The organism is Mesorhizobium zhangyense (genome assembly GCF_011045115.1).
In the GTDB taxonomy this organism is placed as follows: Bacteria; Pseudomonadota; Alphaproteobacteria; order Rhizobiales; family Rhizobiaceae; genus Mesorhizobium_M; species Mesorhizobium_M zhangyense.
This window is the reverse complement of the sequence record NZ_JAAKZG010000001.1, coordinates 78,652-92,536: the sequence shown is the minus strand read 5'-3', so window position 1 is coordinate 92,536 and position 13,885 is coordinate 78,652. Positions and strand designations below refer to the sequence as shown.

Below are 13,885 nucleotides of genomic sequence, written 5' to 3'. Positions count from 1 at the left end.
TCGAGGCGACCTGGCAGATTCATTTTCTGCAGGATCAGACATGGTGGCTGACGAGCGCCACGCCTAATCCGATGAGAACCGTACCGCAGGTTTTTGGGACCATCCATCCGGCCCCGCCGGCAGCGACCCGGCCAAGGGCGAGTGAGGTGATGCCGACCGCGGCGACATCGGCGATCGAGAAGATGAGATTGACGATGATGCCGAGGATGAGGAATTGCAGCCCCACCGGAATGCTGGCCGACGGGTCGACGAATTGCGGCAGGAAGGTCAGGAAGAACAGCGCGGTCTTGGGATTGAGGATTTCGACGACCATGCTGTCGCGAAATGTGTTCGGCGCCGGACGGGCACCGTCCTCACCGTTGCGGTTCCAGCCCAGGAACATGGCAAGGCCGAGCGTGATGAGGTAAGCGGCACCCGCAAATCGGATTATCGAAAAAACGACCCGCGCATGCTCCATCAGTGCGGCGAGACCCACTGCGGCGGCTACGATATGCACGTAACAACCGAGATGAACGCCAAGTGCCGCCATCAAGCCTGCCTGCCGGCCATGGGCGAGAGTCTGCGCTGTCATATAGAGAATTGCAGGCCCCGGCACGCAAGCGAAGGCAAGCGTTGCGATGGCAAACGGAATCCACAGATCCAGCGATGGCATGATGGCTCCTCCCACATGTTTCAGCCGTGGGAGGGATAGGCGCGGCTCCGGGAGGAAGACATACGGCAGGTGCCGTATTTGAACAGCCGTCGCTGTCCGATAGTCAGTTGATGGTTAAGAAAATACTACTCTGAACCCCTGCCCGGTCCTGTCAGCCGGCGGGCAATCCAAGGCGAACCGCATAGGCGGTCAGTTCGGCGGCACTATGGAGATTAAGCTTTCGCATCAGGTTTTCCCGATGCTTGCGGGCGGTCAAAGGACTGATGCCCAGCCGCTCTGCAATTTCCCGCGCGGTCATGCCTTGCGCTCCCAGCGCCAGGATTTGATGTTCGCGCCGCGTCAGCGGGATCGGCGACAGGATTTCCTGCGCCGGCTGCGGCCTGCTGTTTCGGGCCGGCTCGCTTATCGCGAAACGAACGGTCTGCGCCAGATAGGTTCCGCCGTTCTTCACCGCTTCGATGGCCGCGCCAAGTTCCTCCGGGTCGCCGTCCTTGGTCAGATAGGCGCTGGCGCCGGCCTCCAGCGCTGCACGCACCGTTCTCGGCTCGATATTGGCCGTCAGCACCAGTATCTTCATTCGAGGGGCGAGAGCTTTTATGTCGGAGATGAACTGTATTCCGGCAACGCCCGGCATGCCGAGATCGAGGATCAGCAAGTCGGCGCGGGTGCCACGCACATGCCCCAGCAGGGCCTCGCCATCCGCTGCCTCGGCAACGACAGACACATTTTCCATCACAGAGATGAGCAGCTTCAGTCCTTCACGGACAATGGCATGATCGTCGGCAAGAATGGCGGTGAGCGGGCGAATCATTTGGTCAACAGAAATTCCCTGGGCGCCAACTTATGGGAAACAAGTTGCCTATAGATCAATCGTTTTTGGGTAAGGACCGTTCGGACGATGTTCGCGCGGCGCTTGGAGGGGCCTGATGCAGGAAGACAAGATACGCCAGGCTCTCATCGAGCTTCTGTATCGCAACTCCTACGGCGTGGTTATCTCCAACATCGTCATTTCTCTCGCTGCGGTATACGTGCTGAAGAATGCCGTTTCCACGAATTGGCTAATCGGGTGGCTTGGCGCGCTCTATCTGCTCACGGCCATCCGGGTTCTTGCCTCCCGCCGATTTTTCAGCCGCAAAAGAGATGCCGGGTCGATCATGCAATGGGCATGGCTCGCGGCAGGCTTTTCCTGGGTGTCGGGCCTGTTGTGGGGCGCGCTCGGCTGGGCCGGTTTCCTTCCCGAGGCGCCCATCGTGCTTTCCTTCACGGTTATCGTACTGACCGGCCTCGTCTGCGGCACGGTGCCGTCGCTTTCGGCTTTTCCGCCGGCTCTCATCGGCTCGATTCTCGCGACCGTCGTGCCGATTGCCGCCCGTTGCATCATGACCGAAAGCGACATTTCCGGCGCCTTCCTGTTCCTGCTCGCGTCGCTTGTGGCAATCAATTTCTACTATTGCCGCATCACCTACCGCATGTTGCGCGAAACCGTCAGCCTGCGATTGGAAAATGAGAACCTGGTCGACCACCTGCAGGAAGAACGTGACCGGGCACAGACGGCAGACCGCGCCAAGACGCGGTTTCTGGCCGCGGCCAGTCACGATCTGCGCCAGCCTATCCATGCCTTGAGCCTGCTGGTTTCCACGCTTGCCATAATGGGGCAGCGCGGCAATGTGCCCTCCGGCGAGGCTCGTGATCTGGCAAGCAGGGCGAAATCAGTCATCGGAAACCTGAGCGGACTCTTGAACGCGCTGCTCGATATCTCCCGGCTCGACGCGGGGATCGTCACGGTTGCGAACGAAGCGGTGGAGTTGCGCGAACTGTTCCGCGACCTTCGCAACGAGTTCGCCGCGGAAGCAAAACAGCGCGGCCTTGAATGGCGCGTCGTTGACAGCGACCTGCGGGTCGACAGCGACCCGATGATGCTCAAGCGAATCCTCAACAACCTTGTGTCGAACGCTTTTCGCTACACCAAGGAAGGCGGCGTTCTGCTCGGCTGCCGCAAGCACGGCGATCTGGTGGAAATACAGGTCCTGGATACAGGCCCCGGCATCCCTGCCGATCAGCAAGCGATGGTTTTTGAAGAATTCGTGCAGTTGCAGAACCCGGCAAGAGACCGCACGCAAGGCCTGGGGCTTGGCCTCGCCATCGTTCGCCGTACGACCGAGCTGCTCGGACATCCCCTGAGGCTGGTTTCCGTGCCCGGGCGCGGCTCGATGTTCTCCGTGACGGTTCCGAAAACCGGAGCGGTGGAGGCCACTTTGCATGGCAGCGAGACACTACCCGCCGGCATCATCGCACCAGTCGGCATCATGGTTGTGGAGGACGAGAAAGATGTTCTCGACGCCATGGTTCGGCTGCTCACCCTGGAAGGGCATCGTGTCTATGCCGGCCGATCCGCTGCAGAGGTACGAAAAATCCATGCGGGGGCCTTGAAGACCGGCGACGCGCCGGTCGACCTTATCATCGCCGACTACCGCCTGGGTCGTGGCGCAACTGGCTTGGAAGCGACCCAGACGCTTTGCACCCATATCGGCCGCCGTGTCCCGGCCATCATCGTTACCGGTGACACCTCGCCATCGCGCCTCAAGGAAGTCAGCGCGAGCGGCGTTCGTATCCTGCACAAGCCGATCGCCGGCGAGGAACTGCGTGAAGCGATCGCCGCAGCCTGCCTTCAAGGCAATGATCGAGGCACCGGTCGCTGATATTGCAACGTAACGCTGATCGAACTGGAACATTGCGGCTTGACCGGACTGCCCATACGCTAGGGTATGGCGACATCGAAGCTGCAGCCCTATCGCAAAAAGCGGGATTTCTCGAAAACGCTTGAGCCCGCCGGTAATCTTTCAGGGGATACGGGCAGCCGTTTCGTCGTCCACAAGCATCACGCGACCGCAGATCACTACGATCTGAGGCTGCAGGTCGGCGACGTGCTGAAAAGCTGGGCCGTGCCGAAAGGGCCGTCGCTCAACCCCGCGGACAAGCGGCTTGCCGTCGAAACCGAGGACCATCCGCTGGAATATATCGACTTCGAGGGCGTCATACCCGAAGGCGAATATGGCGGCGGCCCGATGATCGTCTGGGATACCGGCGTCTGGGCGCCAATGGACGATATCGAGAAAAGCCTGAAGACCGGCGCGTTCAAGTTTCGCCTGGCCGGCGAAAAACTCAATGGCGGCTGGATGCTGGCGCGGCTGAAGCCAAAGCCAGGCGATGACGATCAGCGCAACTGGCTCCTGTTCAAGGAGCGCGACCTCTCCGCCGACACGAAGATCGACATCCTCGCAAAGCGCCCGGAAAGCGTGAAATCCGGCCGGCGGATCGAGGAACTGGTGCAGAAGCCCAAGCCGGTGCGTAAGGCCGCCAAGCTCGATCCTGGTTCTCTCGCCGGTGCCGTGAAGGGAGACGCCCCGACGCGCATCGAGCCTCAACTCGCGACCCAGATAGCCGCTCCGCCCGGCGGGGACGACACCCGAGAGGTCTGGCTGCATGAGATCAAGTTCGACGGCTACCGGACGATGGCGCATGTGTCCGGCGACACCGTGCGGCTGATCACGCGGGGCGGACTGGACTGGACGAAGCGCTACGGCGACCTGCCGGATCAATTTCGGCGATTGCCGAGCCGCGACGTCGTCATCGACGGCGAAATCGTCGTGCTGGACGACAAGGGCATCAGCCGGTTCTCGCTTCTGCAGGATGCACTGTCGGAAGGACCCGGCAAGAAGCTGGTATTCTATGCCTTTGACCTTCTCCATCTCGACGGCTGGAACCTTGCCAAGGTTGCGCTGGAAAAGCGCAAGGCGCTGCTTTCCCAATTCCTGGCGGGGCACGTAACCGCGAATTCGGCGATCCAGTTAAGCGACCACGTCGATGGCGACGGCCGTGCATTCTACGAAAAGGTCTCGGAACTGGGGCTCGAAGGGGTCGTTTCGAAACGTGCATCAGCGCCGTACCAGAGTGGCCGCTCAAAAACCTGGGCCAAGACCAAGGCGTTGATGAAAGGCGATTTCGTCATTGCCGGATACACTGTTTCAGAAGCGGCAGAAGGCCTCGCCGCCCTTGCCGCGGCCGAATGGGTTGACGGCGAACTGCAGTATCGCGGCAAGATCGGCACGGGGTTCGATGCTGACATGCAGGAGGAACTGCTTGCCCGGCTGGAGCCCCTGCATGACGGCGCGACCAAGCTCGAAGGCGCGCCGAAGGAGATCATCTGGGTTCGCCCGGTGCTGTCGGCGCATGTTCACTATGCCAACCGCACGGCTGACAACGCGCTTCGCCACGCGGTGTTCAAGAGCCTGCGCGACGTGGAGCTAACCACGCCTGTCTCGACAAAGCGCAAACGGCTGATTTCGGATGCCGATCTCGCAAGCATCTCCGTCACCAATGCAACGCGCCGGCTGTTCGGCAAGTCCGGCCCGACCAAGCTCGACATAGCGCTTTACTATGCCATGGTCGGAGACTTCATGCTGCCGCATATTCTCGCCCGTCCGGTTTCGCTGTTCCGCTGTCCGACGGGAAAGCTTACGGATTGCTTCTTCCAGCGCCATGCCTTCACCGGCATGCCGTCCTCGATGGCGACCTTCGACACCACCAATTCGGAAGGCGAGACGAAGTCCTATATCTCGGTGGAAGACGCCAGAGGCTATCTCGCGCTGGCGCAGTTCGGCGTCATCGAGTTCCACAGCTGGGGATCATACCGGAAGCGCCTCGACAAGCCGGATCGCGTCGTCTTCGATCTCGATCCCGGCGAAGGCATCGCCTGGCGGGAAGTGGTCGAGGCGGCCGTTCACATCCGCGGCGAGCTTGAGGGGCTGGGTCTCGTCCCCTTCGTGAAGACATCGGGTGGCAAGGGCATCCACGTCGTCATCCCCATTACGCCCAAGCTCATCTGGAAAAAAGTCCATCAGGCAACCAGCGCCATAGCCAGCCAGCTTGCCGCCACCGCACCCCAGACCTTCACCACGACAATGGGCAAGGACAATCGCGTAAAGCGGATTTTCATCGACTATCACCGCAATGCGCGCGGGCACACTGCGGTCGCCCCCTACTCTCTTCGGGCGCGCACCAACCTGCCCGCATCGACCCCGGTAAGCTGGGCCGATCTCGAAACCATCGACGCTCCGGAGGATTTGAACTATTCTTCGCTGCCTGGCCTCTTGGCCACGTCAGGCGATCCCTGGGCCGATATAGAAGATTTCGCTAGGGATTTGCCGTTATTGTCTGAAAGCAGGAAGTCATCGTAGTACCGCGTAGGAGACGATCATGGCGCCCAGGGCAAGCTGGAAAGGTTACCTTAAACTCAGTCTCGTGAGCTGTCCGGTCAGGCTCTATCCCGCCACGAGCACGAGCGAACGTATCAGCTTCAATCAGCTTCACAAGAAGACCCACAACCGGATCAATATTAAGCCTGTCGATCCCGAACTGGGCCTGGTCGAACGATCCGATCTGGTGAAGGGATACGAATACGAAGACAAGAAATACATCATCATCGAGGATAGCGACCTTGAAAGCATCAAGATCGAATCCACGCATACGATGAACATCGAAGCCTTCGTGGACGAAGGCTCCGTCGACGTCATCTATCAGGACGCGCCCTATTATCTGGCGCCCGACGGCGCAATGGCTGAAGAAACGTTCGTCGTGCTTCGAGAGGCTTTGCGCAAGACCGGCAAGCTGGCGATTGCACGCCTCGTCCTCTCCAGCCGTGAGCGGGTGATCACCATCGGCGCTCGCGAAACCGGCATGTTCGTCTGTACGCTGCGAAATCCGAGTGAAGTGCGCGGCACAGCCGAATATTTCGGCAACATCCCGGTCGGAAAGCCGGATGCCGAGATGCTGCAACTTGCCGAGGCACTCATCCAGCAGAAGCAGACGACTTTCGATCCCAAGAACTACGAGGATCGCTATGAAGTCGCCTTGATGCAGATGATCCGGGAGAAGCTCAAGGGCCACAAGCCGATCGTCGCGGCAGCTCCCGATCGCGGCAATGTCATCAACCTCATGGATGCCCTGAAGGCGAGCCTGTCGCAATCGAAACCGGCAGCCAAGAGCAAGACCAAGGCCGAACCGGCAGCCAAGTCCAAGGAAAAGGCCGCCGCCGCAGCGGCGAAACCGGCTGCCAAGAAGAAAGCCTGATGGCGGTTGCCGGCCAGATATTCGGCATCGTGGGTGCGCTGTCTGCGTTTCCACGACGCTTGGCCGCCCGCGAGGTCGAACGGCAACATGGCCATCTCCGGCGGGGGTTAACCCGCCGAATGTCGCATCTGGTCTTCGGTCGCGGGCTGCTTACGCGGGCAAGCGAGACCGAGATCGATACGCTATTCGATGCTGGAATGAGCCAGGGCACGCGGCTCCTGAGCGAGAACGGCTTTCTTCGGCTGCTCGGGCTGATGCCCTCGCCGGAGGCTTCGGCACTCACGGAACAGTCTTTGATCGACCAGTCCGGGCTGTCCGCGCGGACATTGAAACTTCTCTCCCTGTTCGATGCCTTCGAACATGACGCGGAGCCCTACTCCTTCCGTGATCTGATCCTGGCCAGGAAATACGCCGGGCTGGTTTCCAGCGGTGCTTCCTGGAGCGCCATTGCAAGATCGGTGCATCGATCCGGTCCGGTGAAGTCGCTTACCGCGTTGTCGCTCCACCACGAAGGTTCGGACGCAATCTACGCGCGCCGCGCGGAAGGCTTGAGCGAACTCGACGGCCAAATGCTGTTCGAACTTGGAATTCCCGGCGAAGCCGAACTTGAGGATATCTTCCTGCAGGCCGAAGCGGCAGAGCATGAAGGCCAATATGCGGATGCTGCAGCCTTCTACCAGCGCTATCTCGCAATCGATCCGAACGACCCCGTCGCCGCTTTCAACCGTGCGAACTGCCTGAAGGCGGCAGGCCTGCCGTTGGATGCCGCGCAGGACTATGCCCGCGCTATCAAGCTCGATCCCAGCTTCGTCGAGGCGTGGTTCAACCTCGCCGGGCTGATGAGCGAAGATGGACGGGTCGATTCCGCGCGCCGCCACCTTCTCAAGGCGATCGAACTCGACAGCGCATACGAAGACGCAATCTTCAATCTGGCGAAGCTCGAATTCGACGCCGGCAATCTCGGCGAAGCGCGGCGCTGGTGGGAGCGCTATCTCGAACTCGACGGCGATTCCGAATGGGCGCGAACGGCTGCCCGCGGCATCCAGTTCGTCGACCTTCAGCTTGCCCAAAGAACGGCAGGCTGAGATGTTCCTGTTCGATGGACCGGATGATGCTCCCGTCACCATCCTCCTCGCCCACGGTGCCGGCGCGCCGATGGATTCCGCATCGATGACGGCTACCGCCAAGGCTATCGCACAGGCAGGGTTTCGCGTCGCGCGCTTCGAGTTCGGTTACATGGCCGCACGCCGGACCTCGGACAGCCGCAAACCCCCTCCCCGTGCCGAGACGCTCAATCCGGAATACGAGGCGGCCGTGGCCGAACTTGGCGCGAAAGGGCCGCTCATCATCGGCGGAAAATCCATGGGCGGACGGGTCGCCAGCATGGTTGCGGACGAACTTCATGCAGACGGTAAGATCGCCGGGCTTCTGTGCCTTGGCTACCCGTTTCATCCGCCAGGCAAGCCCGAACAACTGCGCACCAAGCATCTTGCGGGATTGAGAACGCCGACCTTGATCTGTCAGGGAACACGCGACGAGTTCGGCACCCGCGATGAAGTTCCGGCCTATCAGCTCTCCGACAGGATCGAGATTCTGTGGCTGGAGGATGGGGATCACGACCTCAAGCCGCGCAAGAGCATATCGGGGTTTTCTGCCGCCGATCACCTGAAGACGCTTGCCGATGCGGTCACAGCATGGGTCGGCAAATTGGCGCGCTGACTGTGCAGCCTGCATGAAGATCGCGACCTTCAACGTCAATGGCATCAACCACCGGCTTGAGAATCTGCTGGCCTGGCTGGCGTCGGCCAAGCCCGATATCGTCTGCCTGCAGGAGCTCAAGGCACCCGACAAGCAGTTTCCCAAAAGTGCAATCGAGGCGGCGGGTTACGGCGCGGTCTGGCGCGGGCAATCGGCCTGGAACGGCGTCGCCATTCTGGCGCTCGGCAACGAACCCGTCCTGACCCGCACCGAACTGCCGGGCGATCCATCCGATTCACAGAGCCGCTACATCGAGGCAGCCGTGAATGGCATACTGATCGCGTCGCTCTATGCACCCAACGGCAACCCCCAGCCCGGCCCGAAATTTGACTACAAGCTTGCCTGGCACGATCGACTGATCAGTCACGCCACGGAACTCCTGTCGACAGGACTGCCTGTCGTGCTCGCCGGCGACTACAACGTCGTCCCGGAGCCACGCGACATCTATCCGACACGATCTTACGACGACAACGCGCTGGTCCAGCCCGAAAGCCGGGCAGCTTTTCACAGCCTTCTCAAGCAGGGTTGGCTCGACGCAATCCGCAAGGTCCATCCCAAGGATGTCATCTACACATTCTGGGATTACCGGCGAAACCGCTGGCCGCGCGATGCCGGCCTGCGCCTCGATCATATTCTTCTAAGCAGGAAGCTGGCACGACAGCTCAGCGGCGCTGGCGTCGATAGGGATGTTCGAGGAATGGACGGCGCAAGCGATCATGCGCCGGCATGGATCACGCTTCGGAAATGAGACTTTGAGTGATGATCAACACGCTGAGGCCCCTGCTCGGCTCAGGCGTCGCGAACCGGTTCAAGAGCCAGATCACGTTCAGGACGCGCACCGGCCTCCAGCCGTGACAGTTCACGCTCGTTGACGTCGTAATACTCGCCATCGATCAGGACGCGAGCGGACATGCCGGAATCGGAAAAACGCCGGCTGACGACATAGACCTTGTGCCGTTCAAGCGCACGCCGAACCGCCGCGCGCGACTTTCGCTGGTTTTCGACCGCTGTCGATCTGCTTTTTTCCGCCATAGACATAGCACCACGTCAGTCGAGTGCAGTTTTCCGATCTTCCCGAAGCGATGATATCCGTCACTGCGGTCTTGGCAAGAGTTAGCCCAGATTCCGCCTCGAACGCGCGCTCAGCCCTTATTGTGCTGGCAGCCCGCGGCGCTTCCATTCGCTGCGCGGAACCGGATCTCCGACATTGAAGGCGAATGACACGACTTTCATCGCGTCTGCGTCGACCTCGCAACGATAGCTCAGATTGAACCACTGCCCATTCGCGCGGAAGGCCTCCCGGGGGATTTCGATGACGGTGCCGTCCTTCAGCCGCTCGGAAGGCAGGAGGTCCGGAAAATAGGGCGGTGAAGCGTTAAGCAACTGCTCACGCAGCTCCGTTACGCAGAGCCGTCCCGCACGCACGTCGCGCGGAACGTTACGCATCGCAGTTGTCGCAGTCGGATTACCGCTTGCTGCCTGCGAGAATAATTTCTTCGCCTTCTGAAGCTTCACGGCACTTTGCACTTTGGCAACGTCCGTCGGCTTGGGTGTCGGCACCTCGGGCGCCTCAGACTGCGGAGCTGCGCCTATTGCATCGAACGCTTTCACCGGCGGTGGTTCTGCGAGATCCTTTTTGTCTGGTTCGAGCCGCGCCACGGGCGACGCCGAACCCTCGTCCGCACTGTTGCCATCCGGAGCTTCCCGTGGACCGGTGTCCTTCTCACCGAATTGGAAAACGGGCCTCAGAGCGGACGGCGGCGGCTCACCGGCGGAATCATTGCCCGTTGGTGACGATGCCTCGGCACTTGCTTCCTGCGCCTTCTCGGACTTGGCCTCTTTCGCAGGCGGCGGAGGTTCAACCTTTGCTTTCTCAGGTGGTTTGGGCGGCGGCACAAGTTCAACCGCTATCGCCTGCTCCTCCTGCGACGGCGAGAGCGATACCGGCAGCCCGAAGATCAGAAGCGCTACAATGAGCAAATGCGTGACGACGGAGGCAGGCAAGGCCCACCACCTGAACATCCAACGCTGATCCCATATGTCATCCCGCCTCGTGACTGATGTGGAATGAAATGTTGGCGGCATCAAGCATTCATGCCGCCAATGCCGAAATAGTCATCCCGCTTCGTGGGAGCGATCCCGGCGACAGGCAGGACCGTCAAACGGCCCTACCCGTTTCATCTACTCGGTAATCGGATCGCCGCATGGTTCATAAAGCAGGTTGATCCACCAGGAGCGGTTGACCAAACCCTTGGCGCCGTCGCGTTCAGACAGCGTGTCGACGCCAACGCACCATTGAACCAGGCTCGGCGAAAGGCCGTACTGCTCGGCCAGATAAGACGCCGCCTCGTCGATACCTTCGCTGCATCCAACCGTCTTGCAAAGCTGCGCCTGCGTGGCGATGTCGCGCAGCGCCTCATGGCCGAGCGCGGTGGTGCGGTACCAGATCATGAACGCAAACACGGCAAGCAGAAGCAGAAACCCGGCTGCGATCTTTAGATAGAACTTCACGCGTCAATGCCCGCCTTCGGTGCCGTACAATCGGCCCGACATCTAGCGATGAAGGTGAAGCAAGTCAAAACTATGAGCCGCCACTCGCCCCTAACCGGGCGTTATCGACCCGCCTCCCACAAGGGCTTATCCTCTCAAGCGGGTTGCAGACGAAGGGGAAAGCTCTTTCTCAGGCTTTATACGATGAAGAAATCGGCATTGGTCATTGCAAGGCCATGCGCGACCGTGGCGAATTGCACTGCCGCGGTTCCCCCTGCTCCGTCCTTGTCGTAGCTGAGTGCGCCGGTCGCGCTGTTGTAGATGATGCGGTCGGATGCGTCGGCTGCAGCAGCTCCGATATGGAAGGCGGCGGCAGCAAGCGTGCCCGTGACGGTCAAGGCGGCGAAGATGGCATTCTCCAGCCGGACCGTGTCGTTCACCACGACGAAGTCGCTGATCGTATCGATGTTGGTCGCACCAAGTGCGCCGTTGAAGAAAAACGTATCGTTGCCGGTGCCGCCGATCAGAACATCATTGCCTAGCCCACCGTTGATCACATCATTGCCGGCACCGCCGGAAAGCCTGTTGGCATGATTGCCGCCGTAGATCTGGTCGTTGAACTGGGTCCCGATGACATTCGGAATGTTCGTGACAGTATCGGTGTTGCCGAAACCGTCCTTCGCGGTATCTGCCGGCAGGCCAGCCTGCGAACCATTGCCCAGCAGATTGACGATGACGCCCAGCGTTCCTCCGCCCGCGGCGTCCTTGCTGTAATCGACCGTATCAAGGCCGGAATTGCCATTGAGGAAATCGTTGCCCCGCCCGCCGATAAGCGTGTCCGCACCGCCCCCGCCCCGGATGGTGTCGTTGCCGGCACCGCCGTTCAAGACATTGGAGAGACCGTCGCCGGTCAATGTATCGGCCCCGGAACCGCCTGTGATGTTTTCGACGTTGCGGATCGTATCCTCGGCGACGCCCGCGACGGCAACCGTCGCATTGTTGGCACCAACGAGGGTCACCACGACGGCACCCGTCTTGTCGCTGTAGACTGCGGTATCGAGCCCCGTCCCGCCATCGAGCACATCCTTGCCCGATCCGCCGATGAGCACGTCATTGCCGGCAGCGCCCCTCAATATATCGTTGCCGCCACCGCCGCTGAGCGTATTGGCGAGGCCATCGCCGGTCAGCGTGTCAGCCCCTGAGCCGCCGGTGACATTCTCAATGTTGCGAATGGTGTCTTCGGCAATGCCTGCGACGGTGACCGTCGCGTTGATAGCACCGTTGAGAGTGACCACGACGGCACCCGCCTTGTCGTTGTAGAGCGCAGTGTCGACGCCAGTCCCACCGTCGAGCACATCCTTGCCCCCGGCGCCCTTCAGAATATCGTTGCCGCCATAGCCGCGAAGGACGTCGGCCAGCGGCGTCCCGGTCAGCGTGTCAGCGCCAGCCAGTACAAGGCCAAGCAGGCCCTGAGTGTTGTTTTGTGACGCATAAGTGTGGACTGTGGTGGCGGCTATGCTCGCGCCGCTGATCAGCAGAGCCGTGCTGTTGTTTATCACATAGCGCGCCGACGTAACGGTCCCGCCGGTGGGCACATGTGAGGTGTTGAAGGTGAAGCCACTGCCCTGGAACAGCGTGTAATTCGTCGCATTGTCGTAGTACTTCGCGGACGTGGAGGACACCGCCGAAAAATCATAGTCGTAGAGTTTGTTGACCTGAAGCGTGTCGAAATTTATCGGAACTAACGTCCCACCACTTACAACGGCCATCTCACCCTCCCGTGCGAACGACGTCAAGGCGAGAAATATTAGTTTTTTCTAAGAAATTTACTATTAGCTCAAAGTGAGTACCGAAGAAAGTTTCTTTAGTTATCACAATAGAATCGTATTCATTATATTTAGGTACTTAAATCTATATCGACCGAAACAAAACAAATCTCTCCGAGTGAACCCGACCAGTAACAAGCACAAAAAAGGGGCCGTAGCGGCCCCCTTTTCTCAGCTTTGCAGATCAATCAGGCGTTGGCATCCGCCACCGCGCGCTTGGCCATGACCACGATCAGGTTGGCGCGATACTCTGCCGAAGCATGCATATCCGTCATCAGGTTCTTCGACGGCACGGTGACGCCTTCAAGTGCAGAGGTGTCGAATTTTTTCGTCAAAACCGCCTCGATCTCCTTGGAGCGGAAGACGCCGTCATCACCCGAGCCGGTGACCGCCACCCTCACGCCGTCGCTGCCCTTGGCCACGAACACGCCGGTGATGGCATAGCGCGAAGCCGGGTTGCGGAACTTCTGGTAAGCCGCCTTGGCGGGGGCGGTGAAGGTGACGGCGGTGACAATCTCGTCTTCCTTCAACGGCGTTTCGAACTGGCCCTTGAAGAACTTGTCAGCCGCGATCTGACGCTTGTTGGTGACGATTGTAGCCCCGAGCGCGAGAAGCGCGGCGGGGTAGTCGGCTGCCGGGTCGTTGTTGGCGATCGAGCCGCCGATCGTGCCGCGATGGCGCACTGCCGGATCCCCGATGAGGCTGGCGAGATGCGCGACCGCAGGCGCGACCTTCTTCAGCTTCTCGTCATTGGCAACCTCGTAATGCGTCGTGCCGGCGCCGATGGTGACGGTCTTGCCCGAAACCTTGATACCCTTCATTTCCTTGATGTGGCCGAGATCGACCAGATCTGAGGGTGCTGCGAGCCGGGTCTTCATCGCCGGAATGAGCGTCATGCCGCCGGAGAGAAATTTGGCGTCGCCCTTTTTGATCTGCTTGGCCGCGTCAGCGACCGAGGAAGCGCGGTGGTAATTGACTGAGTACATTGTCACCTCCGTTAAGAGAGAATGGGAATAAGGGAGTAGGGCAG

At 60.3% G+C, this 13,885-nt stretch carries 13 protein-coding genes; 6 read left to right on the top strand and 7 right to left on the bottom strand.

The features are described 5' to 3' along the window. Positions 1 to 34: 34 nt before the first annotated feature. Both G6N74_RS00440 and G6N74_RS00435 read right to left on the bottom strand, forming a co-directional pair. Complete coding sequence (locus G6N74_RS00440; RefSeq protein WP_165113153.1) at positions 35 to 652, bottom strand: LysE family translocator; 618 nt, start codon at positions 650 to 652, stop codon at positions 35 to 37. A 151-nt stretch (positions 653 to 803) separates the two neighbouring features. Then, complete coding sequence (locus tag G6N74_RS00435) at positions 804 to 1,463, bottom strand: response regulator (protein WP_165113151.1); 660 nt, start codon at positions 1,461 to 1,463, stop codon at positions 804 to 806. A gap of 115 nt (positions 1,464 to 1,578) precedes the next feature. Here G6N74_RS00435 and G6N74_RS00430 point away from each other — a divergent pair, with 115 nt between their 5' ends. The 6 genes from G6N74_RS00430 (at position 1,579) to G6N74_RS00405 (ending at position 9,287) form a co-directional block, all read left to right on the top strand. Beyond that, positions 1,579 to 3,351, top strand: coding sequence for an ATP-binding response regulator (locus G6N74_RS00430; RefSeq protein WP_165113149.1), 1,773 nt, complete (start codon positions 1,579 to 1,581; stop codon positions 3,349 to 3,351). Positions 3,352 to 3,417: 66 nt separating this feature from the next. Continuing rightward, a complete protein-coding gene (gene ligD, locus G6N74_RS00425; RefSeq protein WP_165113147.1) occupies positions 3,418 to 5,889 on the top strand; it encodes a DNA ligase D in 2,472 nt (823 codons plus the stop codon). Positions 5,890 to 5,908: 19 nt separating this feature from the next. Further along, positions 5,909 to 6,781, top strand: a complete 873-nt coding sequence (ku, locus tag G6N74_RS00420; RefSeq protein WP_165113144.1) for a non-homologous end joining protein Ku — start codon at positions 5,909 to 5,911, stop codon at positions 6,779 to 6,781. Then, positions 6,781 to 7,866 (top strand): tetratricopeptide repeat protein, encoded by a 1,086-nt coding sequence (locus G6N74_RS00415; RefSeq protein WP_165113142.1) that lies wholly within the window; start codon positions 6,781 to 6,783, stop codon positions 7,864 to 7,866. The genes ku and G6N74_RS00415 overlap by 1 nt, the downstream gene beginning before the upstream one ends. Before the next feature lies 1 nt (position 7,867). Beyond that, complete coding sequence (locus tag G6N74_RS00410; protein WP_165113140.1) at positions 7,868 to 8,500, top strand: alpha/beta hydrolase family protein; 633 nt, start codon at positions 7,868 to 7,870, stop codon at positions 8,498 to 8,500. 13 nt (positions 8,501 to 8,513) lie between these two features. Further along, a complete protein-coding gene (locus tag G6N74_RS00405) occupies positions 8,514 to 9,287 on the top strand; it encodes an exodeoxyribonuclease III (RefSeq protein ID WP_165113138.1) in 774 nt (257 codons plus the stop codon). Between the two features lie 41 nt (positions 9,288 to 9,328). On the opposite strand, the gene G6N74_RS00400 is transcribed toward G6N74_RS00405, so the two are convergent. The 5 genes from G6N74_RS00400 to G6N74_RS00380 form a co-directional block, all read right to left on the bottom strand. Further along, complete coding sequence (locus G6N74_RS00400; RefSeq protein WP_165113136.1) at positions 9,329 to 9,571, bottom strand: hypothetical protein; 243 nt, start codon at positions 9,569 to 9,571, stop codon at positions 9,329 to 9,331. A 117-nt stretch (positions 9,572 to 9,688) separates the two neighbouring features. Further along, positions 9,689 to 10,543 carry a DUF930 domain-containing protein gene (locus G6N74_RS00395; protein WP_246245599.1) on the bottom strand — a complete coding sequence of 285 codons (855 nt, stop codon included), beginning with the start codon at positions 10,541 to 10,543 and terminating at the stop codon, positions 9,689 to 9,691. A gap of 177 nt (positions 10,544 to 10,720) precedes the next feature. Further along, positions 10,721 to 11,050, bottom strand: coding sequence for a hypothetical protein (locus G6N74_RS00390; RefSeq protein ID WP_165113134.1), 330 nt, complete (start codon positions 11,048 to 11,050; stop codon positions 10,721 to 10,723). A 176-nt stretch (positions 11,051 to 11,226) separates the two neighbouring features. After that, positions 11,227 to 12,798, bottom strand: a complete 1,572-nt coding sequence (locus tag G6N74_RS00385; protein WP_165113132.1) for a calcium-binding protein — start codon at positions 12,796 to 12,798, stop codon at positions 11,227 to 11,229. Positions 12,799 to 13,043: 245 nt separating this feature from the next. Further along, positions 13,044 to 13,841: an FAD binding domain-containing protein gene (locus G6N74_RS00380; protein ID WP_165113130.1), complete on the bottom strand. Its 798-nt coding sequence runs from the start codon at positions 13,839 to 13,841 to the stop codon at positions 13,044 to 13,046. Between the last annotated feature and the right edge of the window lie 44 nt (positions 13,842 to 13,885).

What these genes read in the sequence shown, in the direction of transcription:
- G6N74_RS00440 (WP_165113153.1), bottom strand. Translation starts at nt 652, where the DNA reads ATGCCATCGCTGGATCTGTGGATTCCGTTTGCCATCGCAACGCTTGCC.
- G6N74_RS00435 (WP_165113151.1), bottom strand. Translation starts at nt 1,463, where the DNA reads ATGATTCGCCCGCTCACCGCCATTCTTGCCGACGATCATGCCATTGTC.
- G6N74_RS00430 (WP_165113149.1), top strand. Translation starts at nt 1,579, where the DNA reads ATGCAGGAAGACAAGATACGCCAGGCTCTCATCGAGCTTCTGTATCGC.
- ligD (WP_165113147.1), top strand. Translation starts at nt 3,418, where the DNA reads ATGGCGACATCGAAGCTGCAGCCCTATCGCAAAAAGCGGGATTTCTCG.
- ku (WP_165113144.1), top strand. Translation starts at nt 5,909, where the DNA reads ATGGCGCCCAGGGCAAGCTGGAAAGGTTACCTTAAACTCAGTCTCGTG.
- G6N74_RS00415 (WP_165113142.1), top strand. Translation starts at nt 6,781, where the DNA reads ATGGCGGTTGCCGGCCAGATATTCGGCATCGTGGGTGCGCTGTCTGCG.
- G6N74_RS00410 (WP_165113140.1), top strand. Translation starts at nt 7,868, where the DNA reads ATGTTCCTGTTCGATGGACCGGATGATGCTCCCGTCACCATCCTCCTC.
- G6N74_RS00405 (WP_165113138.1), top strand. Translation starts at nt 8,514, where the DNA reads ATGAAGATCGCGACCTTCAACGTCAATGGCATCAACCACCGGCTTGAG.
- G6N74_RS00400 (WP_165113136.1), bottom strand. Translation starts at nt 9,571, where the DNA reads ATGGCGGAAAAAAGCAGATCGACAGCGGTCGAAAACCAGCGAAAGTCG.
- G6N74_RS00385 (WP_165113132.1), bottom strand. Translation starts at nt 12,798, where the DNA reads ATGGCCGTTGTAAGTGGTGGGACGTTAGTTCCGATAAATTTCGACACG.
- G6N74_RS00380 (WP_165113130.1), bottom strand. Translation starts at nt 13,841, where the DNA reads ATGTACTCAGTCAATTACCACCGCGCTTCCTCGGTCGCTGACGCGGCC.